This is a genomic window from Candidatus Latescibacterota bacterium (genome assembly GCA_019038625.1).
Classification (GTDB): Bacteria; Krumholzibacteriota; Krumholzibacteriia; order Krumholzibacteriales; family Krumholzibacteriaceae; genus JAGLYV01.
Genome location: JAHOYU010000029.1, coordinates 1 through 26,895, shown reverse-complemented (window position 1 = coordinate 26,895; position 26,895 = coordinate 1). Strand labels below are relative to the sequence as shown.

25 protein-coding genes are annotated in these 26,895 nt (G+C 50.5%); 6 read left to right on the top strand and 19 right to left on the bottom strand.

The genetic code is table 11. The features are described 5' to 3' along the window. The 4 genes from KOO63_02075 to KOO63_02060 all read left to right on the top strand — a co-directional run. A partial coding sequence (locus tag KOO63_02075) for a hypothetical protein (GenBank protein MBU8920624.1) occupies window positions 1-1,263 on the top strand: 1,263 nt, incomplete at its 5' end. Window positions 1,264-1,341: 78 nt separating this feature from the next. Beyond that, window positions 1,342-1,980, top strand: coding sequence for a hypothetical protein (locus KOO63_02070; GenBank protein ID MBU8920623.1), 639 nt, complete (start codon window positions 1,342-1,344; stop codon window positions 1,978-1,980). 142 nt (window positions 1,981-2,122) lie between these two features. Beyond that, a complete protein-coding gene (locus tag KOO63_02065; GenBank protein ID MBU8920622.1) occupies window positions 2,123-2,659 on the top strand; it encodes a sigma-70 family RNA polymerase sigma factor in 537 nt (178 codons plus the stop codon). Next, window positions 2,643-4,058, top strand: coding sequence for a zf-HC2 domain-containing protein (locus KOO63_02060; protein ID MBU8920621.1), 1,416 nt, complete (start codon window positions 2,643-2,645; stop codon window positions 4,056-4,058). Before KOO63_02065 ends, KOO63_02060 begins: the two co-directional genes overlap by 17 nt. A 58-nt stretch (window positions 4,059-4,116) precedes the next feature. Here the strand turns inward: KOO63_02060 and KOO63_02055 are convergent, their stop codons facing one another. The 18 genes from KOO63_02055 to KOO63_01970 all read right to left on the bottom strand — a co-directional run bounded on the left by KOO63_02055 (window position 4,117) and on the right by KOO63_01970 (window position 22,592). Further along, entirely contained in the window at window positions 4,117-5,052 is a 936-nt protein-coding gene (locus tag KOO63_02055; protein ID MBU8920620.1) for a radical SAM protein, read from the bottom strand. Next, window positions 5,049-5,966, bottom strand: a complete 918-nt coding sequence (locus tag KOO63_02050; protein MBU8920619.1) for an NAD(P)/FAD-dependent oxidoreductase — start codon at window positions 5,964-5,966, stop codon at window positions 5,049-5,051. The genes KOO63_02055 and KOO63_02050 overlap by 4 nt, the downstream gene beginning before the upstream one ends. A gap of 6 nt (window positions 5,967-5,972) precedes the next feature. Beyond that, window positions 5,973-6,635 (bottom strand): cysteine hydrolase, encoded by a 663-nt coding sequence (locus KOO63_02045; protein ID MBU8920618.1) that lies wholly within the window; start codon window positions 6,633-6,635, stop codon window positions 5,973-5,975. A 26-nt stretch (window positions 6,636-6,661) separates the two neighbouring features. Beyond that, window positions 6,662-8,116, bottom strand: a complete 1,455-nt coding sequence (locus tag KOO63_02040) for a trimethylamine methyltransferase family protein (GenBank protein ID MBU8920617.1) — start codon at window positions 8,114-8,116, stop codon at window positions 6,662-6,664. A gap of 36 nt (window positions 8,117-8,152) precedes the next feature. Continuing rightward, complete coding sequence (locus tag KOO63_02035; GenBank protein ID MBU8920616.1) at window positions 8,153-8,800, bottom strand: hypothetical protein; 648 nt, start codon at window positions 8,798-8,800, stop codon at window positions 8,153-8,155. Window positions 8,801-8,820: 20 nt separating this feature from the next. Next, window positions 8,821-9,771, bottom strand: coding sequence for a homocysteine S-methyltransferase family protein (locus tag KOO63_02030; protein MBU8920615.1), 951 nt, complete (start codon window positions 9,769-9,771; stop codon window positions 8,821-8,823). A gap of 3 nt (window positions 9,772-9,774) precedes the next feature. Further along, window positions 9,775-10,422, bottom strand: coding sequence for a corrinoid protein (locus tag KOO63_02025; GenBank protein MBU8920614.1), 648 nt, complete (start codon window positions 10,420-10,422; stop codon window positions 9,775-9,777). 153 nt (window positions 10,423-10,575) lie between these two features. Further along, window positions 10,576-11,547: an ADP-ribosylglycohydrolase family protein gene (locus KOO63_02020; protein MBU8920613.1), complete on the bottom strand. Its 972-nt coding sequence runs from the start codon at window positions 11,545-11,547 to the stop codon at window positions 10,576-10,578. Window positions 11,548-11,569: 22 nt separating this feature from the next. Continuing rightward, window positions 11,570-12,541 (bottom strand): hypothetical protein, encoded by a 972-nt coding sequence (locus KOO63_02015; protein MBU8920612.1) that lies wholly within the window; start codon window positions 12,539-12,541, stop codon window positions 11,570-11,572. Window positions 12,542-12,637: 96 nt separating this feature from the next. Next, window positions 12,638-13,027 (bottom strand): YbaN family protein, encoded by a 390-nt coding sequence (locus tag KOO63_02010; protein ID MBU8920611.1) that lies wholly within the window; start codon window positions 13,025-13,027, stop codon window positions 12,638-12,640. Window positions 13,028-13,047: 20 nt separating this feature from the next. Further along, entirely contained in the window at window positions 13,048-13,692 is a 645-nt protein-coding gene (locus KOO63_02005) for a methyltransferase domain-containing protein (protein ID MBU8920610.1), read from the bottom strand. A gap of 37 nt (window positions 13,693-13,729) precedes the next feature. After that, window positions 13,730-14,389, bottom strand: coding sequence for a DUF1287 domain-containing protein (locus KOO63_02000; protein MBU8920609.1), 660 nt, complete (start codon window positions 14,387-14,389; stop codon window positions 13,730-13,732). Between the two features lie 88 nt (window positions 14,390-14,477). Continuing rightward, window positions 14,478-15,266, bottom strand: a complete 789-nt coding sequence (locus KOO63_01995) for an ABC transporter permease (GenBank protein ID MBU8920608.1) — start codon at window positions 15,264-15,266, stop codon at window positions 14,478-14,480. Continuing rightward, window positions 15,254-15,847, bottom strand: coding sequence for an ATP-binding cassette domain-containing protein (locus KOO63_01990; GenBank protein ID MBU8920607.1), 594 nt, complete (start codon window positions 15,845-15,847; stop codon window positions 15,254-15,256). The genes KOO63_01995 and KOO63_01990 overlap by 13 nt, the downstream gene beginning before the upstream one ends. A gap of 158 nt (window positions 15,848-16,005) precedes the next feature. Continuing rightward, the gene (locus KOO63_01985; GenBank protein MBU8920606.1) at window positions 16,006-16,701 is read right to left on the bottom strand and encodes an aspartate/glutamate racemase family protein; all 696 of its coding nucleotides are present in this window, start codon (window positions 16,699-16,701) and stop codon (window positions 16,006-16,008) included. 267 nt (window positions 16,702-16,968) lie between these two features. After that, the gene (locus KOO63_01980; GenBank protein ID MBU8920605.1) at window positions 16,969-18,702 is read right to left on the bottom strand and encodes a hypothetical protein; all 1,734 of its coding nucleotides are present in this window, start codon (window positions 18,700-18,702) and stop codon (window positions 16,969-16,971) included. A 157-nt stretch (window positions 18,703-18,859) separates the two neighbouring features. Further along, the gene (locus KOO63_01975; GenBank protein ID MBU8920604.1) at window positions 18,860-20,422 is read right to left on the bottom strand and encodes a response regulator; all 1,563 of its coding nucleotides are present in this window, start codon (window positions 20,420-20,422) and stop codon (window positions 18,860-18,862) included. A gap of 1 nt (window position 20,423) precedes the next feature. Continuing rightward, window positions 20,424-22,592: a response regulator gene (locus KOO63_01970; protein ID MBU8920603.1), complete on the bottom strand. Its 2,169-nt coding sequence runs from the start codon at window positions 22,590-22,592 to the stop codon at window positions 20,424-20,426. A 206-nt stretch (window positions 22,593-22,798) separates the two neighbouring features. On the opposite strand from KOO63_01970, the gene KOO63_01965 reads away from it, so the two are divergent. Next, complete coding sequence (locus KOO63_01965; GenBank protein ID MBU8920602.1) at window positions 22,799-24,037, top strand: M20 family metallo-hydrolase; 1,239 nt, start codon at window positions 22,799-22,801, stop codon at window positions 24,035-24,037. A gap of 180 nt (window positions 24,038-24,217) precedes the next feature. Next, entirely contained in the window at window positions 24,218-25,498 is a 1,281-nt protein-coding gene (locus tag KOO63_01960; protein MBU8920601.1) for a hypothetical protein, read from the top strand. Here KOO63_01960 and hflX read toward each other — a convergent pair whose 3' ends face one another. Beyond that, complete coding sequence (gene hflX / locus KOO63_01955; protein ID MBU8920600.1) at window positions 25,499-26,815, bottom strand: GTPase HflX; 1,317 nt, start codon at window positions 26,813-26,815, stop codon at window positions 25,499-25,501. Between the last annotated feature and the right edge of the window lie 80 nt (window positions 26,816-26,895).

Genomic DNA, 26,895 nt, shown 5'->3' with positions numbered 1-26,895 from the left:
GCGTCAGAGATCCACAGGTTTTATGATATGAAAACCGTTGTTATTCCTCAAAATCTGCCTTGTATACGGAAGGATCACGAAGACTCCGTATTTACAAGCCTGGAAGCAAAGACAAAAGCGCTGATAAAAGAGATAGGACTGTGTCATGTTGAACGACGGCCGGTACTCGTCGGTACTGCCAGCGTGGAAGAATCCGAAGAACTCTCCTCCGCTCTCGAAAGGGCAGGAATCCCCTGCCGGGTCCTCAATGCCAAAAACGATGAATTGGAGGCTAATATCATAGCGCAGGCTGGAAGGCCCGGAACTGTGACGATCTCCACCAATATGGCGGGCAGGGGAGTCGATATCAAACTGGGCGGAGAGACTGAAGAAGAACGGGACGAAGTCATCAACCTCGGCGGCTTGTATGTCATCGGAACAAACAGACACGAGAGCGTGAGGATCGACAATCAACTTCGGGGACGTTCCGGCCGTCAGGGGGATCCTGGCTCTACCCGCTTTTTCACGAGTTTGGAGGACAACCTGGTTCAGAGATATGGAATCAAAAAACTTCTCCCGGAAAAACTTCGAAATGTCGCTCAGGATGCTCCATTGGCCGACCCACGAGTAAATAGAGAAATATCCAGAGGACAACGAATCATCGAAGGCCAGAACTTCGAGATCCGCAAAACACTTCTGAAATATTCAGATATCGTCGAAAAACAGAGGAGCCTGGTACAGCAGCATCGACAAAAAATACTACTGGGGGGTCTGCGGGCCAACTTGCTCCGTGAAAATGACCGCCTTCAATATAGCAGACTGGAAAACCTTGTCGGCAGGGAACGATTGGATGAGGTTGAAAGACAGATCATCCTCTACCAGATCGACCGGCTCTGGGCCGAACACCTTGCGTTTGTAACCGATATAAAGGAGGGAATCCATCTGACAGGCGTGAGTGGAAATTCGCCATTATTTGAATTTCAGAAAATCATACATTCAGAGTTTCTCGATTTCGAAAAGAACGTAGAAGAGGGAGTGATACGAACGTTCCGTTCTCTCTCTATTATAGACGACAAGATCGATCTGGAAAAGGAAGGCATCGGAAGGCCATCCTCGACCTGGACGTATGTTATCAGCGACAACCAGTTTGGACTCTGGGTGCAGTTGCTCAGCGGTAGTAACATCGGAGCGGTGTCGGCTGCGGCTGCATTCTATGGGCCACTTCTCTTATTGCTGGGAATCGTAAGACGGTATTTCGGAAAAACCGGGAAAACAGGCAATTAGTTGAAAACAACCCACATATGTGATATTATCTCACTTGTCCCCCTGATAATGAAGTGAACACTGCAGGAGGATCTGAAAATGACCAAGGCTATTCTGATACTCTCTCTTATACTCTCAATCGCATTACCGGCGTACGGCATGATAGACCAATGCGACTCCGACTGGGGAACAAGCTGTTACGGCATGAGGGTGACCATCTGCCCGCAAGGAGATTTCGAGTTGCTAAGCGACGGTTGCGGGGGCGGGGACGACTACATCTGGGTCAGGGTGGTCGACACCGAGGGATCCGGCATCACCGGAATCCCCACGGCTGACTACTGGCTGCAGGCTTGTGATCCCGCTCAGGAACTATGCCTCTGTTCTTTTTCTTTTGCGGCAAATGCGCCTACAGATGCGACCGGATATGCTGAATTCTCAGGCCGTATAGCCGGAGGAGGCTGTATCCTCACGGGCGGCGTCGGCCTCACTGTTCAGGGTAAGATCCTTGTTGAAAACCCGGCTTGTGTCGATGTCACCTGCGTAGACATCGTCATAGTCAGCCCGGATCTCAACGCCGATTGTTTCGTAAATCTTTCAGACCTCGGAATGTTCGGCCTGTCATACAATCTGTCGCTGGGTCAGCCGGGCTACGACCCCTGCTGTGATTTCAATGACGATGACAATTGTAACCTGAGCGACTTTGCGCACATCGGCGAGCACTATCAGCATGAGTGCTGATATATAGTTTCCGGACAAAATACGAGAATACCTCTATCCCATGAAACCATCGATTTCATAATATAATGTGCTGTTCGAATATTTATTGACAGCTTTGCTGCCTTTCCGACGTCTAGTATTATAGAGAAACAAGGAGCTCCTATTGAAAGACATGACCGACGTCGATCTTATACAGGCGACCATAGAAGGAAAAAGGGATGCTTACGCAGCCCTGGTAGACAGGTATGCCGCCGACATCTTCGCAACATCCATGAGTATAATCGCCAATGTCGATGATGCCAGAGACATATCCCAGGAGGCATTTTTGCGAGGTTTCATCAAAATCGGACAACTCAGGTCCGTCGACAAATTCCGCCCATGGATCATTGGAATAGCACGAAATCTGGCCCTTGATCACCTGAGACAGAAAAAGAAAAGGGAGATCGATCCTCGAATCACCATAAGCACGGAATATGAGGTGCCGGACGATTATCTGGACATACATGAAGCAATCGCTCGTTTGTCCGAAAAGTACCGCCTTCCGCTGCTCCTGTATTATTTCGATGGGCGCAGCTCGGATAGTGTGGCAGAAGCATTGGACCTCTCCAGAGATGGAGTCCTTACAAGATTGAGCAGGGGACGCAGGGAACTGAGAAGAATATTGGCATTCCAGGAGAATAAAGATGAACGAAAGATGTGAATACTTCAGGAACCTGCTCGCCGATTCGATATCGTCAGCACTTACCCCTTCCAATAGATCGGAGCTTGACGAACATCTCGGCCGATGCCCCGCCTGCAGAGAATATTCGACTTCCCTTACTCGAGATGATCGACTATTGCATGAGTACCCGAACCTGTTCGACCGTCCGGTCTCCGAAATTAAAGCAGCGCTCATCGAATCTCTTGAAGACGTAGCAGATCCAGCGACACGGAAACCTGTTCCATTCTGGAGGAATGTCATGAAAATGAAATATGCTGCCATGATTTTAGCAGTCATAGCTGCTGTCTGGGCAATCGGATACTTTTCAGGTGCATTCAGGGTGAGTTCTCCCGCACTTGCCAGAGTCCTCGAGGAGATCGGAAAGGCAAGGGACCTGTCTTACAGGCTTGATTATGAGATCGAGGGCCTGGATCCATTCGAATCTTTTAACTATATCAATAACTCTGGAGTTCGAAGAAAGGAAACTCCTTGTTTTCATACAGCAACAATAACCGACGGAACGGGAGGGATCGAGTATTGGTTACATGAAGTTAATAGAAAGGCAGTTCTCACATATAAAGTCGGGAAACCACCGAAAGAAAAGTTAAGCGAGTATCTCGACTGGGTACAGACATTGCACAAAAAATCAGCTGAGTTTGTGCGCATGGAAGAAATTAACGGCAGAAGTGTACAGCTATTTGTCAACAATGAGGATATTTACTACAAGATAAGAGTCTGGGTGGATCCTGAAACGGATCTGCCGGTAAAAGCACAATTTGTGGCTGTACCTAATCCGAACTATGACATTATTTCCCCCCGTATCGGGCTCACCAAAATAGAGTTTGGAGTCCTCTCTGGAGAATCAAAAATGATTTCGTACAAGGCAAGCGGCGGAATTACAATGTCTTCAACAGTAACTATGAATGACATGGTATGGAACACAAACCTGAATGATTCTCTTTTCATCCTGGACGTACCCGAAGGATATACTCTGGAAGTCGATTCACTGGATGTATCCTACAACCTTGAAAAAGACCTCATCGACGCTCTTGCGATCTGGACCAAAATGTCAGGAAGTGCATTTCCCGAAAATATAAACGACCTCGGAACGGGTGAAATAGTCCAACCTCTCCTGGTATCCTTCTTCGATGGAAAAAGTGATCCTGAAAAAGAGTTCGATAAAGCATATGGGGCTGCGAACACTCTTTGCAAAGGTTGTGTGTTCGCCCAGGAGATGAAGGTCGAGAAAACATGGAATTACATGGGAATGGGCAAGCACTTAGGCAATGGAAATGAGCCAATATGCTGGTGGAAAGAGGAAGGCGCGAAAATGTTCAGGATCATGTACGGCGACCTTCGCGTAGAAGATATCCGGGAGGACGACCTGCCGGAGCATTAGGTGGATGTATTCGTAAATGTAGTGTTTTTGAGTCAGTCAGCATTCAAAACAGGTTGGCTCAGGCCTCATTTATCTTGTAATTATATCCCTCTTCGAGGTTTCCGTCAGCGAGGTACTTTCCGATATACTGGCCGCAGTTGGAACCAATATGGTTCTCCTCGAGTTCACCGATGCTGAGAAGCACCTCGTAGCCCGCCTTCTCAAGATCCTCGATGACAGGGTACCTGTCGTTCCCTGGGACGATATGCGAGGCCAGCCCCGTCTCTCCGGCGCTGCAGGTCGGATTGACCGGTGTCATCTTGATGAAGAACTTTTCGGGAGAAAAATGTTCAAGCAGTATGGCCGGATCGATGGGCATCCCCTCGGCGAGGGCGAAGTTCAAAGTGATCTTCCGTCCTCCCTCACGATAGAACTTCTCCCCGTATGCTGCGATTCGGGCGAAATCCCATTTTTTCACCGGAACGAGCCAGTCCCGCTTTTCCAAGTCGGTCGTATGAATGGAGAATTGAAGCTGGAACCTTTCCGGATAGAGTCTGTCTCTGATCTTGAGTAATCTCTCGAAGAAAGCTTCCCTTCCTTCCGGCGCTATCGTCGAGATCGCCGGTATCAGGCCGGGGGCGTCGTATGCGGAAGGAAGCTGCTCAAGAACGTCGAGCACTTCGTCGTTGAACGCCGGCTCGCCCATCCTGGCAAGCTGCACCTTGAACTTCTCCGCCGGCACCCTGCCGTCCGGATATCGCCTCCTGACGAGATGGTCGATCTGCTCCATCATGACCGATGCCGGAACCTTGCCTTCATAATGAGTCCCTGCGTCACAGAACCTGCAGCCTCCGGGGCACCCGTAAAGGGTAGAAATGATCAGGACCCATTTCTTCTCCCGCGGGATGGGAGGCTGAACGGATTCGACAAACTCGAGCATCTTCCCATCATCGGTTTCTGCGATGAAGACTCTTGCTATGTCGTCGTTTCCTGCTGAAGCTTTTACGCGCATCATCTTTCGCCTGGGAAAAGACCCTCTATTCTCATCGCCGCAGCTACCCCTTCGCCGATCGCGATCGATGCCTGCCGATATCTGCCGTGGCCTGCATCCCCGACAAGATACAAAAACCCGGAGGCCAAAAGCAAATCGATCTTTCCCGTGACCGAGGGCTCAAGAAAATCGACAGATGGTTTTCTGCCTGTCGCGATGACTGCGTAGTCGGCCTCGACAGATATAGAGATCTTCGCCTGATTGCTTCCATCTTCCCCGGATCCATTTCCTATCATCACGATCCCATCATCGCCATCGTCGATCTCGAGTATTTCCGTGTCGACATATATCGCTATCCGTTCGTGATCGACACACCTCTCGATCAAAAGCTCCAGGCAGCGAGGCTCGCTTCCGCGGACAAAGATCGCCACATCGTTATTCTCCGCGAGGCTCAGCGCGTAATCGAATGCGGCATCCCCGCCACCGATCACGGCGAACCTCTTTCCCTCTATACCAGCCACATCGATCACTTCGCGAAAGACCCGAGCCGAGGCTTCCGGGGAGATCTCTATCCCGTCCGGCTCCACCGGCACTGTCCCCGAGGCGATCACGGCTATCTCCGACCGATATGTTCCTTTTATAGTTTCCGCCTTAAACTCTTCTTCCTCAAGTTCGAACTTTTCCACTCTTTCTTTCGTGATCTCGATTCCAAGTTCCTCCATCTGGTGGACCATCCTGTCCACCAGCTCGGCGCCCTTTATCCCGCCTGGAAAGCCGGGATAATTCTCAACGAGGAAAGCATTTCTCAGAAGCCCGCCCGGTTCTCCGCTTTCAAACAGGACGAAAGGGATGTCCGCCCGCTTAAGATATATCGCCGCAGCGATCCCTGCCGGACCAGCTCCGATTATCATTAACTTTGTATTGATTGTTTCAGGCATCACGCATCATTCCACATCGAAGGTTTCGAGTATCGACCCGGTTGAGACAGGCACGGCGAACCCGTGAGCGATCGCCCTGAGTGACCCGTCAAAAAGCTCCCTGTTATATGTCGCCGTCGCGTCGACCGGCACAAAGACCTCGTAATCTCTCATGAAGGCAGAACGGACGGTCGTCTCGACACAGAGATGAGTCATCACTCCGGCAATAACAAGCCTTTCGACTCCCACGTCCCGCAATCTCTCGTCCAGGCCGGTGCCCCAGAAAGCATCATACTTTGATTTGTCCAAAACCTCGCGGCCTTCCAGCTCCAATTCATGCCAGATCTTCGATAAAGGGTCTTCCCGGCAGATAAGCCCTCCCCACCATCTTTCCATCATGCCGGCCTCGCCCTTCACGTCAAGATGCCTGGTGAAGATCGTGGGAGCGCCGGCAGATTCAAAGGCGTCGGCAAGGCTGGAGACCGCTTGAACGATATCGGGGGCAGAGGGTATCAGTGCCCTCGATCCCGGATCGACGAAATAGCCCTGCATGTCCAGAACGAGCAATGCCGATCTTTCCGGTGAGAACAGGAGAGGCTCCGTTTTCAAATAGGGGCCAAGACCTGTCATGATTCTTTCCGCAGGATCACCGCTCTCTGTGACAAATATCTTCTCTTTCAGGATCGCCATCATCTCTCCGTTTTCGCAGGCTCCTGTCAGCCTGTCGGAAGCTTGTCCATCCCCACCTTTTTACCCTCTTCTACCATCAGCCCGGTAATATACTTCGTGATCTCCGGGTCGAGCTGTTCGACTTCGTGCGTTTTGAGTAACTTGTCCACCTGGTCACTGGCTCTGTCGAAGGCTGTTTTTTTCCCATCCGCCCGCCACTGCTCCAGAGAGCCTCTCTCGATGACATCGCCAGGCATATACACTTCTTTTTTGAACCATTTTTTCGTGTGTGGCAGGGAGAGGAACTCTTTCTTCTCGATTCCCGCAGCAATCAATGGGAGTGCCACAGGATCATCCCTCAGTTCGATGCCGGCGGTCAGCCTATGAGCCATGCCGCAGATCTCATTGTCCAGAACCAGCTTTTCAAGACTCTGGCACGATTCGAAGTCCAGCATTCCCGGGCCTGAAATATTGTTCACCCCCGACATTGCCGCGACGATCGCGCCCATAGCAGTCTCCATCCCCGCCTGGTAATCCACCGGTTTCGAATCGCTCAGGGCCATATATGCATGTGTCGGGACTCCCAGCGCCTTTCCGACCTCCGCGTACGCGCCGTCTATCATCATCGTCTCGATCGCGCCCATCGGCGTCGTACCCTTCTTCATATCGAAACAGGCTGGAGAACCTCCGTAGATTATCGGGGCTCCGGCATGCGCCAGCTGATGAATGGTTATTCCGCTGAGATTCTCCGCGCAGTGCTGTGTGACGGCTCCAGCCAGGGTCACCGGGGAAGTCGCGCCGGTCAGAGGCATCGAGACGAGCTCCGCGGGGAGGCCCGCCTTGGCGCAGTCTATCAGCGCCTGGCATGTCAGGTCGCTCCAGCTGAGCGGAGGAGAGGGGCAGCAGTCGAAAATGGCGTTTGGCTTTTCTCTCAGCGCTTCGTCACCGCCGGCTACTGCAGAGAGCATCGAATGCATCACCGCAAAAGCTTCCACCTTGAATGTGCCTGTCACTATCGGTTTCGTGCTGTTCTGAAGTCCCAGAAACACTCTGTAGCTGTCCGCGATATCTTCCGGCACATCACCCGGGACCACGCCCGTACTTTGTGCCGCGTAGCCAGGCAGTGCGTCCGTCAGCCTTGCGTATTTGATAACATCAGCTGTTACCGGCGTCCTGGCATCGCCCATATCACGGTCGAATATCCTCAGGGCCGCCGAGCCGGGGTTGAAATGGATCCTGTCTCCTCCAAGATCCATGGCGATCTCTCCATAACGGTCGTATAGCAGGACTCTGTCAGGCGCCGATTCAAGGGCCTTCTCCACGATTGTGGCCGGGATATATGCTCTGTTGCCATCGATCTTTGCTCCCGCTCCATCGAGCAGCCCCCTGGCCTCCTCGTTCTCTACGAATACTCCGATCTCTTCGAGTATCTGTTTCGCTTCTTCGATGATCTTGTTTCTGTCATCGTCACTGAACCATGTCACACGAGGAATCATGCTCACATCGATTCTCCTTTCGGGGGCCCGGACGGTTCTCCCCTATTCAGGCTTAATATCGCTAATCCTGTACTGACAGATATCCAGATCGCAGTTTCTGCAGGAATTCTCACTTCTGAGCCGAAGTGGTTTCTGGTCAATATGCTTGGCGAACGACACCGATTTCCTTGGTTTCATCATGCAACTTTCCGACAGACTTACCCCTATCATTCCCCCATCGACCAGACTGAAGAGGCCTTCCTGTTCTCTGACGTCCCAGTCTCCATAGCCTGGACTGGCCCTGCATGAAGTCTTGAGTCCCGCCTTGGAAGCCTCCTCGGTGATCGATTCGTCCATGTATCTGGCCGTCGCCTCGGCCGCCGCCGAACCTGCCGAATCGAGGATCACCGCGTCGAGAAGCCGGCCTTCGGTAGTCAGGCTGGTCACCCTATCCTCGAGCATGGATCCTATCGTGCAGATGCAGAAGGCCACCTGGTCCAGGTCGTCGAATATCCCGGATCCGGGCAGGTCCTTCCCCCGCGCGATCATATACATGCCTTTCGGTTCGCACAATCGTCCCGCATCTTCGATCCCCCTGTCCACGGCCCGAATTACCCTGGCGTCGATTTCCCCGACTTCGGAATCAATCCTGCCGAGGAGTCGCATGACTTCTCCCCTGTCTATATCGATCCTGATTTTTTCAATGATCACCGGGTCCATATTCGATTATCTCACTTTTTCGAATCGATCTTCATCCTGAGTGCCCGAATGAACTCGGGGGTCGTCCCGCAGCAACCGCCGACCGCGTCGGCGCCCGCCTCGAGAACCCGCTCCATATCCCTGGCGAACTCCTCCGGCGTCTGCCGGTATATCGCCCTGCCACCGGACAGCTCCGGCTTTCCCGCGTTTGGCTGTATCAGAACTGGCAGATCCGTTACTTTCTTGAATTCGCCGGTCAGTTCCGCCGCTACATCGCTCTGAATGGTACAATTCGCCCCGATGACATCGGCTCCCTCGCTCGATAGTATTCCGGCTGCTTTCTCCGGAGTGTCTCCCATCAATGTAAAAAAGCCCCTGGGTTTTCTGTCAAATGTCAACTCGACGATCACCGGCTTGCCGGATATTTCCCTGACGGCTCTTAGCGCTTCGACAGCTTCCCTGATATCATACATGGTCTCGATGAGAAAAAGGTCGACTCCTCCTCTATCGAGTGCTGCTGCCTGCGTCAGAAAAGTCTCTTTCGCTTTTTCGGCGGAGAGTGTCCCCATCGGCGGAAAAAATTCTCCCGTGGGGCCGATGTCTCCCGCGACGAAACGCTGGAGCATACCATCGAGCGAAGCCCCCGGGGTTCCCTCTCCTCCATCGTCACCCGGAGAAAATCTGGACAGGGCCTCACGTACAAGAAAAGCCGCTTTTTCGTTAACTTCGGCCGGATCCATGGCCCTGCCTGGTTCCGATGCGGACAACTTCAGGCCTGAGCCGCCAAAAGTGTTCGTCTGTACCACTTCCGCCCCCGCTTCGAACCAGGCCGAGTGAATCTCTATCAATTTGTCGGGATGAAGGATGTTCCACTGCTCGGGAATCTCTTTCTCGCCCATGCCAGCAGCAATGAGCATACTTCCCATTCCCCCGTCGAACAGGACCTTTCTTCCTTGTATATACTCCCTGAAATCAATACTCATCGGTTACCCCTGTCCAGCAAAACTCCTGGCGAGAGCAACGGCGGCCACCGCGTCGCCCGCATATCCGTCCGCTCCTATTTCCGAAGCCCATTTTTCATCACATGGGGCGCCGCCGACCATCACCTTTACCCGGTTTCTCATCGAACGCTTATCAAGTTCTTCGATCACTTTTTTCTGCCCCGGCATAGTCGTCGTAAGAAGAGCCGAGATCGCTATACAATCCGCATTGTTTTTTTCTGCTTCCTCGACGAATCTGACAGCGGGAACATCGGCTCCGAGATCGGTGATCTTGAATCCGTTAGCCGAAAGCATCGTTGCGACCAGAGTCTTACCTATGTCGTGGATGTCTCCCTCTATCGTACCGATAACGACATGGCCCGCCCTTTCCCTGTCGCTTCCTGCTGTCTCAAGCGCGGGCTGAAGGAGATCCATCGCGGCCTTCATAGCTTCAGCGCCCATCACCAGCTCGGGAAGGAAAAGCGTGCCCTCTTCCCACAGCTTCCCTACCTTCCTGATACCGGCTACAAATCCACCCTCTATCACTTCCAGCAGATTCATTTGTTTCTCGAGTGTAAGCTTTGCCAGTTTTTCCGCTATCTCGCTCTCACCATCGAGCACTGCCTGCGCGCATGCTTTTAAATGTTCCTGCATCCTGTTCCTCCCTGTGACGAGGACCGGTTCCTGTTAGTTCCTGCGACCGAAATATTAGATTTGCCTTTCCTGTGAAGAGGCTCCAGGATTGTATACTAATTTGCTCCCCTAAATCAAGAGGACCTGCGATTGAAAGTTCGGAAGAAAAGTGTTCTATAAGAGCTGGATCAGTTTTTCGATCCTGTTTTCAAGCTTGTTTTTGTTTCTGAGGCGAGAAACAAGTCTTCGTGGTATCTCAGAATATCCAAAGTACGCACCCAGGATGGCCCCGGTGACAGCCCCATTGGAGTCGGCGTCCCCACCTTCAAGAATCACCCTCGATAGCCCCTCTTCGAAAGATATCGCGTTATTGAGTGCCCAGAAGGCAGAGCCCATTGCTTTTAATGTATATCCGATCTTTCCGTTTTCGCCCGTTTCCGGATCGAGCCCCTCATCGAGTTCGAGTGCTTCAAGAGATTCCTGTGCTCTTTCGAGGTACCCCCGTATCCGCTCGTCATGATAATCGGACTCTGCGTACGCCTGCCGGACAAGTTCGTTTACATCTCTCACCCCTGCCAGCAGAGAGCTGATCACGAGACAGACGAGGACACAGGAGCCGACGCATCTTGGATCGAAGTGAGTGATCCTGCAGACAGCGGCCGCATTCTCCCGGACCTTTATCGGATCATTGTAATTCCACACACCCAGAATAGAAGTCCGCATTACACCGCCGTTCGCCGCCGCCTTTCGTCCCGACTGCTCCCATACTCCATTGGCGGCAGCGTGAGGATCTTCCAGGAATCCGGGGGAAGAAAGCACAGCCCTGACCGTTCGTCCGATCCCCATACCTCCGCCGGAAGCCCATCTATAGATCCTGTGAGCGATATCCTGGACATCGACGTCGTTCTTTTCTATAAGGCTGTCCAGAATGCAGAGCATCTGGTCGGTGTCATCCGTCCAGGAGCCTTCTTTCCATCTCCGCCTGTGCCGGTCCTGTATGATCTGATCGTAGTCATTGAGGCCCCGTGGATAGTATTCCCTTACCCCGTCTCTCGTGAGAAATTCGGTGCCGAGCCCCAGCGCGTCTCCTATAGCCTGTCCGAAGACTGTCCCTCGTATCCTGTCCTCAACATTCATAGCGCCCATATTTGTGTAATAGCCCCTACCTTCAACTGAAATCTGCGAAAAACTCGTCCTTAACGACCTGTTTTATCAGGGCATTCACTGTCATGTATTTCTGTAGCAACCCTGTCGGGCCATCAACCATTTTCTGGATCAATCGTAATGACTCTATGAGCCGCATCTCCATCTCCGCCGGGAACAGGCTGTACGCGACCAGCTTGTCTATGTCTTTATCCTGAGCCTCGAGCAAGCCTCTCCTCATTAAATTTGCTCTGTACCCTCTAGGCAGATCTTTACTGTCCCACATCACAGAATGTGTGTACGCGACCTGGTCGGCTGGCAGATCTTCAAGAGACACAGAAAAAATCGTATGTCTGGATTCGATCCTGTCCATAAATTGTACAAGTCGCTGCTTTTGTACACTATAAAAATTGAGCGCACGTATTGACTTATCAACTACAATACTGTCCTGCTGCTGGGTTCCACCGATATAAATAGGATGAAACCGCTCTGTACTCAGCGTCGTGACTTCTGGCCCAAGAGTTACCACCGTACTGTGTCCCGGGTCATTCTGCTTTGCTTTTTCAAGATACACAAATGATTTTAATACATTCCGATGATCATAATACATCGTCGAGAGAAACTCGAATATCGAGCGTCCTCTCTCCAGATCTTCCAGAGGGAACCGCACCAGATATCCCAGATTACCCTCAAGGTCCAGCCTCAGCTGCCTTTCGACAGGCTTTTCAGCATCAATGCCTGCCAACTTCATCGTTTCAAAAAATTGCTCTGCGATGATCATCGGATCGACATTCGGATATTTATGCTTGCCCCCGATTCTGCTATATTTTCCATAGATGGTTTCTTCGTCATATTCTCCATAAGCCGCGCTGGATTTCGCTTTTTCTCCCTTTTTTGTCGGGTCATAGAATACACCCAATCCACTGGATTTGAACATTCCACCTTCACGTTTAACCAATATCCCGACTGTCAATTGCTCGAATCTGCCTTCATCCATTTTCTTCCCCTAAATGTTCTTCCGTACCGTCATCGTAACTCACTGCCACGTTGAAACCTATCATATGATGGAACTGTTTGCATCACAACTTCGTTCTTATCTCTGATTTTCCTTCGTTTTTCCTTTCCCTGACAGCATTTCCGGGGTCAGCGTCTTCAATCTAAGCACATGTCCGGTGACTCCCCCTCCGACCAGCAATAACAGAACACGTATCGCAAGGACATTCGTTACTTCTATTGCCGCATACCCGAGAGTGCCCCAAAGCAGCAGCAGGGTCATGATTTTAGTGCGCCTGCTGACGGCCCTGTACTCCCTGTAGTTTTTGATGTAGGGGCCGAGCCATTTGTGTGAGATAAGCCATCGGTAGAGTCTATCCGAACTTCGGATGAAACATGCTGCTGCCAGCAGCAGAAAGGGAGTGGTCGGCAACAGAGGGACAATGATCCCTACGATCGCCAGCACTACGGACAGGACGCCGGCAGATATGAGTAATCCCTTATGTAGAATTAATTTACCCAGGTTATTAGCCTGCCTTTGATTGTCACATCGCGAAATCCGAACTCCTCTTTTATCCAATGTATTGTTTTCTTCTGATAAAAGAACACATGAGTCGGATCGTTCTTATAGTACCAGGCACTGAAATCAATACTTTCACTATATAGCTCTGTCATACAATAGAGTCTGGCGTCAGGCAGTAATAATTTTTTCAGCAGCTTGAATTCCCTGTATGGGTCATGAAAATGTTCTGCCACTTCACAACAGGCAATATAATCATATTTTCCGTTCAGCAGCTCAGGGTGATCATGAAAAAACGGATCATATTGTTCAATGTGGAATTGGTTGTCTAATAATATCTTGGAGATAACCGGGCCTGTTCCTGCGCCAAAATCCAGCCCTTTGTCGGCCCTGGAAAAGTCTCTCATGATCGCTGAAGAAATCGGGGAAACAAACTTCTGATACATCTCGTCATCGATGTCATTGTTATGCTCTCTGTAGCGAGACTTCTCGGCTTCCCTGTCAGGTATCAGTGTTTTGTCAAGAAAGATGCCCGAACAATTATCACAATGATGATAAAGCTGTTTAGCGTTTCGATAAAAAACAGCCGTCGAGCTCTGGCAGAGGGGACACTGATCTGTCATGTTATTTTTCATGATTTTCAATCCAGGGTTACTTTGTCAATGCCAGATTCTATTCACCTGTGTACCTGTAATGCCCCGTAATCGGGTGCTTAAATAATATATCATTTGTTTTTGGGCCCTCCCCGATATTATGCACGATCAGCGGCCTGTCTCCATCTCTGGCCCACTCATCGATGACTATTCCTATATGGGGCAGGTTGCCTGGAAGCATCCAGGTGACCAGATCACCGGGCAAATAATCTTTTTCGTCTCCTGTTATTTCCAGAGAAGCGCCGGATCTTTCAAAAAATGCCTGCAGATTCGGCACTCGCCTGTGGTCAATATTCTTGTCTGGCGCAGTCAATCCCCAGATTCTTCTTGAAGGATACAAATCAAAATTCTCTGCCATATCCTCATGGACTTTCTTTTGCAGATCCACTCCTGCAACTCGGAACGCCCTGATCACAAGATCGGTGCAGACCCCGAAGTTCGATGGAATATCCCCATTTGGATATGAAATGGGAAAATACGAACCATTATATGTGACTTCATGCAGAGTGCGTTCTTTTGCTGCTTTAACAAGAACGACGATAACGCTGTCGTTTGCGGACTCGCCGGCAGACGAAGGGGAGCGTTGCGCCTCCGGGATAGACACCGGAACCGCCTCCTGTGCACAAAGCGGATCGGCCAGAATGATAAACACTAACACGAACTGAAAAAATCCCGGCACCGGCATCTTCCTCCTGCTTTCTGTCGCCACGGTCGACAGCCAGCGACCCTCTGCCTGCTGCCCGGGACGTACGCCGGGCACGGTCGGTTTAATTATTAAATACATCCTGCCGTAATACGCCATGCCTGTTGAAACATACACGCAGAGTCATCAGGATAGTAAGCACAACGCTTATTATTGTACTGACGACAATCGCGATCATGATCATGATCTGATATTTGATCGCAACTTCCGGGCTCGCCCCTCCGAGAATGACTCCAGTCATCATACCTGGTAGAGCAACTATACCCATCGTTGCCATCGAAGCGAGTGTTGGCCGTAACGCAAGCTGAATACTTTCCCTGAAATACGGAAGTATTGCCTCAAAACGGGAAGCTCCAAGCGACAGAACATATAAATACGGTTTTGTGTCCTTTTTTAAATTCTTATAAAATGTGCTGATCCCGACAATGTTACCCCTGAGAGAATTCCCAAGAAGCATTCCCCCGAGAACAATCGTATACCTTGCGTCAAAAATATCTTTATGAGGGACAACAACAAGATTCAAATAAATCACGACCGCAAAAGTAGCAATTGAAAATGAGATCATCCCCGGCAAAAGTATCTTCCTGATTTTCACTGAAGAACTTCTGATAGCTGAAAACACAGCAACTACGATCATAATCGCCAACCATACAAGATTCACAATCACGTTATTCCATAAAAACAGGTATTTCAGGAAGACTCCGATCAGAATCAACTGGATGGACATTCTTGCGACAGAATAGAGAAGAGGCCTGATCAACTTCAGCCCATAGATCAGACTTATGGTCACCGGCACTGCCAGCAGCAGAAAAGTAAGCCCAAGTGAAAGTATAGTAATATCTATTGTTCCCATTTCCCCTCTTCCAGGTTGAAAACCCTTACAGAAGGATTCTCAAGCCACAACGGCTCATGTGATACCACTAAAAAAGTCCAATCCTCTCTTTTCATGAAATAATCTACGACTTTTTTCTTCAGATGTTTATCGAGGGCTGAGGTGATCTCATCCAGAAAGAAAACTTTTCTTTCAAGTAAAATCGAAATCACTATTGCCAGGCGCTGTCTTTCGCCACCAGACAAATCTTCAATATTCTTGTCGATGATATCCTCGTTAAACTCAAAATATTTTAATAGCTCCCTTGCTTTTCCTTTGGTGCGATCCAGGTGGGCATTCGCTTTTAATCTTGAAATAAAATCCAGCAAATCCTCGACTTTTCCATCTCCGATACTTATGTCCTGATCGATATACGCAATTTTTTTTCGAATATCCCATGCACTGTTTTCATCAACGCGGACCCCTTCGAAAAAAACCTCGCCTTCGCTGGATTCTACAAACCCTAACGCCAGGCCGAAAAGAGAACTCTTTCCGGAACCTGATTTTCCTGAAAGGACGACCTTCTCTCCCGGATTTATCTCAAAAGAGATATCTTCGATCACCTTTTTGCCATCATAACTTAAATGAATATTAGTGAATTCGATCATTGTCATCTCTGTCTCCACATCGGCCGACGGCATACTCTGCATTGCGCGGCTCCACGATCCTTACCTGATCATCCATGTACTGAAAGTCTTCATTATTCTTCGCTCTCGAATGTTCAGGACTTCATCGCGTATTCAACTGCCTTTGCGGCATGTATGGCTGTCGTGTCACACAGTTCTACTCCAGTATCGGCCTGGTCGACCAGCATTCCGATCTCCGTACAACCCAGGATCACTGCCTCTGCTCCCTGTTCGGCCAGGCGCTCAATGATCCGAAGATACTCCGCCCTTGAGCTTTCGACCTTCTGCCCCAGACAAAGTTCTCCATAGATCACATTATGGACAATATTCCGGTCCGCATCGTCAGGGACAAGGACTTTTAACCCATGCTTATCCGTCAATCGTCCCTTGTAAAAGTCCTGCTCCATGGTGAATGACGTGCCCAGCAGGCCGACCGTTGTAATACCCTTTTCAGCAAGAAGCTCTGCAGTCGCATCGGCAATATGCAGCAAGGGTATTTTTACAACTTTTTCTATCTCAGGCGCTACTTTATGCATGGTGTTTGTGCAGATAAGCAGAAAATCAGCGCCGGCAGCCTGGATACCAAGGGCCGCCTCTGAAAGGATTTTCGCGGTTCCACTCCAGTCACCCTTGTGCTGTAATTTTTCGATAGGGTCAAAATCCACACTGTTTAGAATGATCTTTGCTGAGTGAAGCCCCCCAAGAGCTTTCTTTATCCCCTCATTAATAGCACGATAATACCCGACCGTACTTTCCCAGCTCATTCCCCCCAGAAGGCCTATAGTTTTCATAATGCTCCACTCTATCCCGCGCTAATTGTAAAATGGTTTCATCCGCCATGCACATCCTTGCAGCCTGGAACGTGTCGCATCCTCATCCAGGAAAATTTGCGGATATCGGAAGATTTTCCCGACAATAAAGAGCCCCCGGAGACCAATCCGGAGGCTCCCAACAATCAACTGAACAGAGGTTATTCCGTACCACCCGGTATCTCCATAAATGGTTACCTTACCCCCGAAAGGCCGACCAACTTTTTGGAGGTGGTGTACGGACTGTAATCAGTTGACCGTAAACTTTTTCTCTATTTCGAACGTGGGCCAGATGTCGACGGGAAGGTCGCTCAGACTGTCTAGAGACTTCCTTACGTCATCGCCCATATTACCGTATTTGTCGATTAGTGCCTGGGATGCTTCGTAATCACCGCGTGCCTGAATCATCAGGATCTCGTGGGAAAGACCCTTCACCGCCTCTTTCGCCGCGGCAAAGTCTACAGTCCAGAGTCCCGTCGCCGAATCCTGGCTGTAGCCGCCTTTTTCTTTCATGTAGTTAAAAATGATCATGTTCGCCCTGCCGTGAGCTGACTCTGCACCGAACCTGACCGATCTGAAGAACCCCGCCAGGAAAGTCGCTGCTGTTTCCTTCGCGAACTTCCCATCGAAGAACCCCTCACCTATAAGATAATAGAAATTGTACTGTCCCACAACATCTGCTTTTGCTTCTTCGTTCACCGAGTAGGTATTGGCCAGCTGTTTATTGACCGTCGTCTCGGTGCCGTCGGCTAGTGTTATGTTCCCGGGTCCGAGACCATGTGAGAACTCATGAAGCAGAATGTGATTGAAATAAGCGTCGAAAGTCACATGGGGAACCAGGTCCTTATCCATGACTTTTTGTGCGATCGGGAAAAGGATCTTGTCGAATTTTGCGTGGCAGATGTTCCGCAGCATCACTTTCTTGCAGCCCTTGGCCTCGCGGACACGTTCATCGTTCGGCAGGTTGAAAGCAAGCGTCTGTACGCCCGCTTTCGTGTCCCCGCCCGAGAAGATCTCGTCGACCACAGCTATTGGGGAATCGCTTCCCCTGTCGAGGTTTTTGTGCTCGTCAGGAATCGGAAGGTTCATCTCCATCTTTTTCAGGTATCCTTTCAACCCATCAAGCTTCCTGCTCTCTTCCGGATCGCGGATACAGAGAAAGGCTTCAAAGGCAGCCTTATAATTGAACAGGTTGTCCTCGTAGACCTCATAGGGGCCCATCGTCAGATCGATGAGGTTGTCTTTTACATCCATCCAGTCCATGTCGCTCTGGAAATAATCGTCCGTAAAATATGCGTCGGCCCTGGATCGGAGAAATTTCGCAAGCGATTCGTTCTTCGTAAGGTCGGCGGCTTTGCGCATATATCCCGCCACCTCTTTGAGATCCTCCCCATACTCCTTTGAGTAGGGGATAGCCACTAATCCACAAACGGGCCCGCGCCTTATCACTGTGAAATTACTTTCAAAGGCCGCCGCGTCATCGGGATGTGCCTCGACCCATGCCCTGAATTCCTCTTGTGTCATGTCGGCAGGATAATAATCAGCGCCATCCGGTTTTTCCATCGTCCCGATAAACGGCTCGTTCTCCTCCAGCCTGTCCCAGGGGCCAAAATTGATATCAAAGAACTTCTTCAGTTTAGGATCACCCTTTTCGACGATCTTCATACGCATATCCTTGTTCCCCGCCCAGACCTGCCGGAGAAAGATCTTATCCATGATCTTCGAAGCATAATAAAGATTTTCGAGGACCTCGACCTGGTTCTGGTCGAGGAGGTCCCAGGGGACCTTCAGCTCAACGGGAGCATAGGCGAACAGCCTCTCGTCTATTGTCTTGCCCATTATCTTCTCCTTCGGGAGCTCCCCGGCAACGAGCTTCTCTCCTTCATCCTCCACGGCCTTGCCGGCTGTGGTCTTGCAGACCTTTCCTGCACAACCCATGGCCAGAAGACTTACAATCACAAGTAACGGCAGCAGACGTCGCATCTGCACTCCTCTCCCTCGGGGTCGGTCAGATCTCCACCCCGAAAAATGACAAACTGGTCCCCTGCTCCGGCTCCAGCCGGGTACGAGAACCCCGTTGATTTACGCGACAGATTATCTCAGATAAAACAGTATGATTCAAGTCGAACGAAGACCCTGCCTAGTTTCCCTGTGATTTTCCGAGAGTCTCGTAGATGATTCTGCCCAGATCTTCCATGGAATACGGTTTTTGCATGAACGTCGTACAGTTATCTGCCGAGAGTTCGTCGGTAAGCACCGACTTGTCATAGCCACTTGAGAGGATTACCGGAACGTCCGGCCGGATAATGCGGATCTCCCTGAGGACTTCCTTCCCATCGATTCCCGGCATGATAATATCCAGCAGGACTATATCTATCTCCTTCTTCTTTTCGATAAAATACTCCATCCCGCGATCCGCCCCACCCGCCGTAATAACCTTGTATCCGAGTTTTTCCAGCATTTCGTATCCGATATCGAGGATCATCGGCTCGTCATCGATAATCAGGACCGTTTCCCCGTTTCCGCGCTCGAACTGGTTCTTTTTCTCTTCTTCGGCCTGTTCGGGCGCCTCGTTTTCTTCGGCCTTCAGGTAGATATTGAACGTCGTCCCCTTGCCGATCTCGCTGTAGACATTTATGAACCCTCCGTGACTGTCTATGATCCCATAGACCATATTCAGACCCAATCCGGTCCCCTCTCCCCTTTTTTTCGTGGTGAAGAAAGGTTCGAATATCTTTTCGATAGTCTCTTCATCCATCCCGATCCCTGTATCCGATATTGCGATTTTGACATACTCGCCTGCTTCCATTTTCAGGCTCATCTTCGGATAGGTCCCATCGATCAGGACATTATCGCTAGAGATTATCAGCTTGCCACCACCAGGCATCGCGTCGCGGGCATTGACACAGATGTTGAGAAAAGCGGATTCGAGTTGAGTCGACTCCCCCTTTGTCGCCCTTAGATCCTTTTTCAGGTTTAATTCGAGAGATATCTTCTTGTCTATCGTCCGTTCGAGGAGTTTGGTGACTTCACGAAGCAGGCTGTTACAGTTGAGCTGGCTCTTTTTATAATCTCGCGAACGCGAAAGGGACAGGAGCCTGTCAGTAAGGTCTGCGGCTTTTTTTGCCGATTTTTTTATGATCTCCAAATAATTGTACAATTCATGCTCATTCTCGATCAGATCCATCATGAAGGTCGTATATCCCAGGACTCCCTCCAGGAGATTGTTGAAGTCATGGGCTATCCCGCCCGCCATCTCTCCTATAGTCTCCATCTTCTGCGAGTGTAGCAGCAGATGCTGGAGATGTTTTTTCTCACTGTTATCGAGGAGTATCTGAAGGTAGTGGTTGTTCTCGGGGTTTCCGTCTTTTCCCTGTGACATGGAGAAGATAAGGTTTGTGTCGCTGCCGTCTTTCCTTGTGATCGTAACTTCGATATTCTTGACAGGAAAAGATTTTTCCATGGCTTCCAGGATCTGACGCGTATCCTGGCTTGTGAACATACCTTCGGGCGGTAGTTTTCCAATCATTTCCTCGCGGTCGTAACCTGTAAGTTTCTCCGCGCCCCTGTTAAAGACCAGGTATTTTCCGTCGGAATCCAGTACCGCGAACCCCACAACATCGTTTTCGAGGATCGATGTCATCATCTCGAGATATATTCTGCCGCTTCCGGATTCCCCGAGTTGATCTTGAAGTCCCGCCACCTCATTCTCCTTTCACGCTGGCGCTACCTATGGCACCCAGCGCGTTCTGCAATATGGCCGTCATATCTTTAAGTCTGTAAGGTTTTTTCAGGAACGATAGCGCGCCCGCATCCAGCAGGTCCCTGATCACCATGTCTTCGCTGTACCCACTTGATATTATTATCGGTAGATCCGGTATTTTCTCCTTGAGCTTGAAGAATGTCTCCTGCCCCGACATTTCCGGCATCAGCAGATCGAGCAGGACAAGATCTATCTTTTTATCTTCCAGGATCTCAAGAGCCCGGATCCCGGATTCGGCAATGACCGCCACATATCCGAGCCGGGTAAGCATATCGCTGGCAAGATCCAGTATGATCTGTTCGTCATCAACGATCAACACCCTGCAGGCGGTCGTGTGCAGGGGATTGAACTGCACAGAATCCTGCGGGGTCTTTTTTGTCACAGGCAGGTAGATTATTACCTCCGTCCCTTCCTCCGGACGGCTCGTCATATCTATTTTCCCCCTGTGTCCCTCTATTATTCCTATGGCTGCGGGCAATCCCAGCCCTTTGTGCTTCCTCTCGCCTCTCATCGTAAAAAATGGTTCCGGAGATCTTCTCAGGACGCTCGAATCCATTCCACTGCCCTTGTCTTTCACCCGTATTTCCACGTATTCCCCGGACATCATCCCGCCGGAAAACACCTGGTGTGTCTCATCGATATATGAGTTCTCGATCGAGACCTCTATCAGGCCTCCGTCCGGCATCGATTCACGAGCGTTCATGAAAATATTGAGAAGCGCCTCGTACAATTGCGAAGGATCCCCTTCCACGTTCAATAACTCGGCTCTGTTGTTCTTAACAAGAGAAATGTGGTCGAGCGGGATCAAACAGCCTTTCGTCGTCTGGTCGATTATATCGCTCATATCGACGACCTCCAGAGCATACTTGCCTTTTCTCGACATCGAGAGAAGCTGTTTTGTCAGTTTATTCGCTCTCGCCCCGGCCTCTTCGATCTTTCCAAGCTGCCGGACTCTCTCGTCATCATCCGGCAAAGTATTTCTCACCAGGGAAGCGTATCCTACCATGGCTCCGATAAGGTTGTTGAAATCGTGAGCCACTCCGCCTGCCAGGCTCGCCAGCGTTTCGAGGTGTTTTGCCTCAACCGCTGTCTTCTCCAGCATCGACCTCTGGCTGACGTTTTCCAGAGTTCCCCTGATGGCTGTCTTTCCCCTGAATTCTATCAAGTGGATCTGCATCTCGACTTCGTCGCCGCCCTCTTCAAGTCTGTATATATGGTAATATTTTTTTGCGGGCCCGGGTTCGGAAGCCAGAAAAACACTAAGCATCTTCTCGAAATCCCTGCGATCGTCAGGGTGAAGGAATTCCTCCAGCCTTCTTCCTGCGAGTTTGTCGCCACTTACCCCGAGTATCTCTGGAAGCTGTCCGCTGAAAAATTCAAGCTTCCCGTCGATCAGCAGAAAAAACGCGTGTTCCTTGCTGTCGACCAGGGCTTTGTACCTTGTGAGTTTTCTGTCCAGTCCTTCTGATTCGAATCTCCGCTCGACCGTAATCGACATATAGTCGGCAATTGTGTCCAGCAGGCGCTTCTCTGTAGCGGAAAAGGTCCTGTCTGCCGATACTATCAGGACCAGGAACGGATCATCGTCCCGATTCTTTTTCCCAAAGGAAAGAGCATTCAGCGATTTGTGGGTCGCAAGCATATCTACGACAGATGTGAAAGCCGGGCCTGTTATCAGCCTGTCCGTCTCACACCAGGCCATGATATCTTTCATGGCCTTCATGCCCATCGGTTTCCCTTTATCCGAATCAAATATGCTATATAACCACTTATCGATGCCCTCCGATGTGCCGTATTGGTAAGTCAGTCCCTTCAGAAAATTTCCGAGATTATTACCTGACGATACCGTTGCTATCCTGAGGCTCCTGCCGTTGCTTTCCTCTGTGATTACCAGAGCAAAGGTGAGATCGAAAAGATCCCGGATATACTCCGATATCTCCTGGAGAGCCTTCGAAACGCTTCCGCTTTCGAGAAGTCGCTTGCATATATACAGATTGGTCTCAAGCCCAAGGATGCCGTCATCCGACTTTCCCGTATTCACAGACCTGTCCCGGTTGGCCGGTTTTTTCTGCTTGCCGGTTCCTGGTTTATTTTGGCTGGTTTCTTTCATTCGCGGACGATTATCCCGATGTCTAACCTGTTAGTCCTATTCCCTTGGTGCATTACAGCAGTTCGCCATCCTGAAGTCAACAGAGAATTGCATGGCAGCCCCAGGCACACCCCGTGCCGGGAGAAACAGCTTGACCCTTGATTATCCCGGTGATTATCATCTTTTGTCAGTTTCACTACCGGTCATCAATAACAGAAGGAGACAAAATGGCTTCAGATGCGCTTGACAAGGTATTCGGGTTGATCGATGGATACAGTGACGCGATGATCGAATTTCAGACGGGAATGACTGCCATTCCGGCCCTGGGGCCCGACAACGACGGAGAAGGCGAATCGAAAAAAGCTGAATATATTGAAAAATACCTGGCAGACAATGTCGGATTCGACGCCGTCGAGCACTACGACGCTCCGGACGACAGGGTGCCATCGGGGGTCCGCCCGAATATCACGGCCGTTATGAAGGGTAAATCGGACAAGAAAAAGATCTGGGTGATGGGCCATATTGATATCGTCCCTCCCGGAGATCTCAGTAAATGGGAGACCGACCCCTACGAGGTCATAGTCAGAGACGGAAACCTGATCGGGCGCGGCACAGAAGACAATCAGCACGGTATAGTCATCCCCGTATTCGCCCTGAAGGCGATAAAAGAAGCGGGGCTGGAACTTCCATATGATGTCGGTGTAGTCCTCGTTTCCGACGAAGAGACAGGAAGTGATTTCGGGATCACTCATCTTCTCAAGGAATGCGCTCTCATCGGCAAAGATGATTATATCATCGTTCCCGATGCCGGAGAGCCCGACGGAGCAATGATCGAAGTGGCCGAGAAATCGATATACTGGCTCAAGATCGAGACTACCGGCAAGCAGTGCCACGGCTCTACCCCGGAGGCGGGTGTAAACGCGCACTACGCGGCGGCCCACCTGATTACCCGACTGCACGAACTTTATAACATCTTTGACAAACGCGACGAAGTCTTCGATCCGCCGATCAGCACCTTCGAAGCGACCAAAAAAGAAGCTAACGTTCCGAACATAAACACTATCCCCGGCGACGACGTCTTCTATCTTGATATGAGAGTGCTGCCGGGAATCGCTCTGGATGACGTCGATGCTGCCATCAGGAAGATCGCCGACGGTGTCGAGAAAGAATTTGGTGTCAAGATCGCCGCGACATCGCCCCAGAAGGAAGAGGCCGCGCCGGCTACTCCGGTAGACGCCCCCGTCGTAGCAGCTCTGGCAAAAGCTATTGAGAATGTGCATGGGCTCAAGGCCAAGCCGATGGGCATCGGCGGCGGTACAGTTGCCGCCATATTCAGGCGTGCCGGCTTCAACGCGGTCGTCTGGTCGACGATCCAGGACACTTGCCATCAGCCGAACGAATATACGACTGTTGCGGGAATGGTCGCCGATTCGAAGATTCTGGCCCAGCTGTTCCTTGAAGGTTGATCAGTAAATTTTCTTTAATTGAAGAAACGGTCGGGGGAGTGCCTGCCCCCGACCGCCTTCCCGCCATCCCCACCATATCATTTGATGTTTTATATTCACTTTCTGCCGCATTACGTGGTAGTATATCCCCATCTAATCTGGATCGGGTCGTTGGGGTCGGATTTTCCTGAGGGGCGTTGAATGCCTTGGAAAAACATACTCGCGCTTGCAGCCTTCTGCATTATATGTTTTCTGTTCTTCGGCCTGTCGCTCGATAACGGGTTCTGGAACAGTTACGACTTCGTATCCCTTGAAAACAGTCTTCGGATGATGACCGACACTGGCGCGGCCTTCGAGAGCGAGGCGCCGTTCAAATTCCAGCCTCTCGTATATGCCATTCACTATTTCCTGTTTAAATGTTTTTTCTTCAACGCTACGGGATATTTCATCTTTAATATCTTTCTCCACGCCCTGAATTCTTTTCTCGTTTATCTGCTGGTCCAGACACTCCTGCATGACAGGGTCGTCTCTTTTCTTTCCGGGCTGCTATTCGCCTGTACCGTGGGAAGCTATGGAAAATCTATCATGATCGCCTCCGGACTGGAAGACCTGGTCATCACCGCTCTGACCCTGCTGACGATGCTCTTCTACTTCAGAAACGGCCTGAAACATAGCGGACGCCTTTTGTCTCCCTCGTTCTTTCTTGCGCTCGTCTTCTTCCTGGCCTCGATCTTTACAAGAAGCACCAGCTTTTCCATCCTCGGCGCTTTCATAGCGTTCAACTTCTTTTTCCGGAAAGAGACAGGCGCGCGAGTGTTCCGCGCTGATTTCACGGTACTTCTTGTGATCGCGGTCGCCGCGCTGATTATCAAGGCCTCGGTCTTTCATCACACCCCGGCCCTGTATACCACAAATCCGGGACCGGTGAAATTCCTGTTCTATGCCGCCAAGAATGTTATCAACTACCTGGTAAGGATGATTTTCCCGATTCACACTTCAGCCCTCGTGACCCAGAGTGGTCCTGCCGTCAGATTTATTTACGGATTCGCTACTGCAATAAGGATCCTTATCGCTCTTACCGTTCTATCTTATTCGTTTTTTGGGTTTATCTTCGGGAACAGGACGATACGTTTCTTCATCGCCTGGACATATATAATGGTCCTGCCGTTTGCTTTCTTCCAGTTTCCATACGACTGGCTCAACATCAGGCACCTGTACCTGGTATCCGTAGGGTTCGTATCTGTGATAGCAACCGGAGCCGTTTATTGCTCCCGGCTCATCGCCTCCGTGAAATGGCGCAAGTTTGTGCCGTATCTCGTGCCACTTGCCTTCATCATCATGTCCAGGTTTATAGTTATCCAGCTCGACCGGAGTTACGAGCATAAGTCCCTGAGTCGGCCTACCCTCGAGTCCAGGGAAGCCCTCGCCGAAAAATTTCCTTTTGTTCGTGTGAATAACGGCCGGCTCGAACTCGACCACTGATCATCTTCTGACAATTTTTACTACAATATCGCCCGCACTCTCGAGCCGTCCCAGATCACTCCTGCGGATCGACACTCTGTAGGTCATCAATTCCCCTTCGACCTTTCTGTCCCGGACTTTGGCAAGATTTTCAATGACCGAGATCAGCTTTCCAGCTTTGGCCGGCACTTCCATATCAGCCTCAATGAATTCTTTTTCCATGCTTTTTTTTATCTCGCTTAGAAGCTCATCGACCCCTTCGCCTGTGGCAGCGCTTATCTGCAGTGCGTCCGAATATCGGTTACCCAGGGATTTTCCCTCTGCTTTTTCTTTTAATCTGTCCACCTTGTTCAGGACCATGATGGTATGCGCGGGATCGTCCTTTCCCCCATCGCCGTTATTTTCGAGGACTTTTTTCAGGACATTGTTAACGACATCGATCCTCTCCTCGAAACCTGGGGAAGAGGCATCTATCACATGAAGGAGCAGGTCCGCTTCTTCCACATCCATAAGGGTCGCCCTGAAACTCGCGACAAGATGGGTGGGCAACTTGCGGATAAAGCCGATCGTGTCGGTAAGGACAAAATCCTCGGCCCCCACCAGGGATACACGCCGAGATGTTGAATCCAGAGTGGAGAACAGCTTTCCACTCTCGAGAACGCTGCTCCCTGATAATCTATTGAGAAGAGTCGATTTGCCGGCATTTGTATAACCGACTATTGTGACGTTATATGCTTCCTTCCGTTTTTTCCGTCTCTCTGCGGTCCTTTTGTTGATCTTGTCGAGATCCTTTTTCAGGTGAGAAATCCTTTCTCTCACTCTTCTTCTGTCTACTTCCAGCTGGGTCTCGCCTGGCCCTCTCGTCCCGATCCCCCCGTTCTGCCTGGAAAGATGATCCCAGAGCCTCTTCAGCCTCGGCAACGCATATGTGAGCTGCGCGATCTCCACCTGTATCTTCGCCTGCCTCGTCCGCGCCCTTCTGGAAAAGATGTCGAGAATCAATTCCGTCCTGTCTATCACATTGACCTTGAGCCGGGTCTCGATGTTTCTTGCCTGAGCGGGTGTAAGTTCGTCGTCGAAAATGACGACATTGATCTTTTCATCTTCGATCAGCGTTGCCAGGCTCTCCAGGATCCCCGTGCCGACATATGTGGACCCGGCTATCCTTGCTCTTTTCTGAACCTTTACGGCTACGACTTCAGCTCCGGCTGTCTCCGCGAGCTGCTCCAGTTCTGTGAGATTTTCCCTGACATCCTCTTCAGTAGAGCCCCGCAGCCTGACGCCGACCAGGCAGACTCTTTCTTCGGGATGATCTGGGGGAGTGTTATAATAGGACATATTTACCTGAGAAGAACTACTCTCTTTGTTACCGACTTGTCGCCGATCTGTAGTTTGCAGTAATAAACACCGGGTTGTAC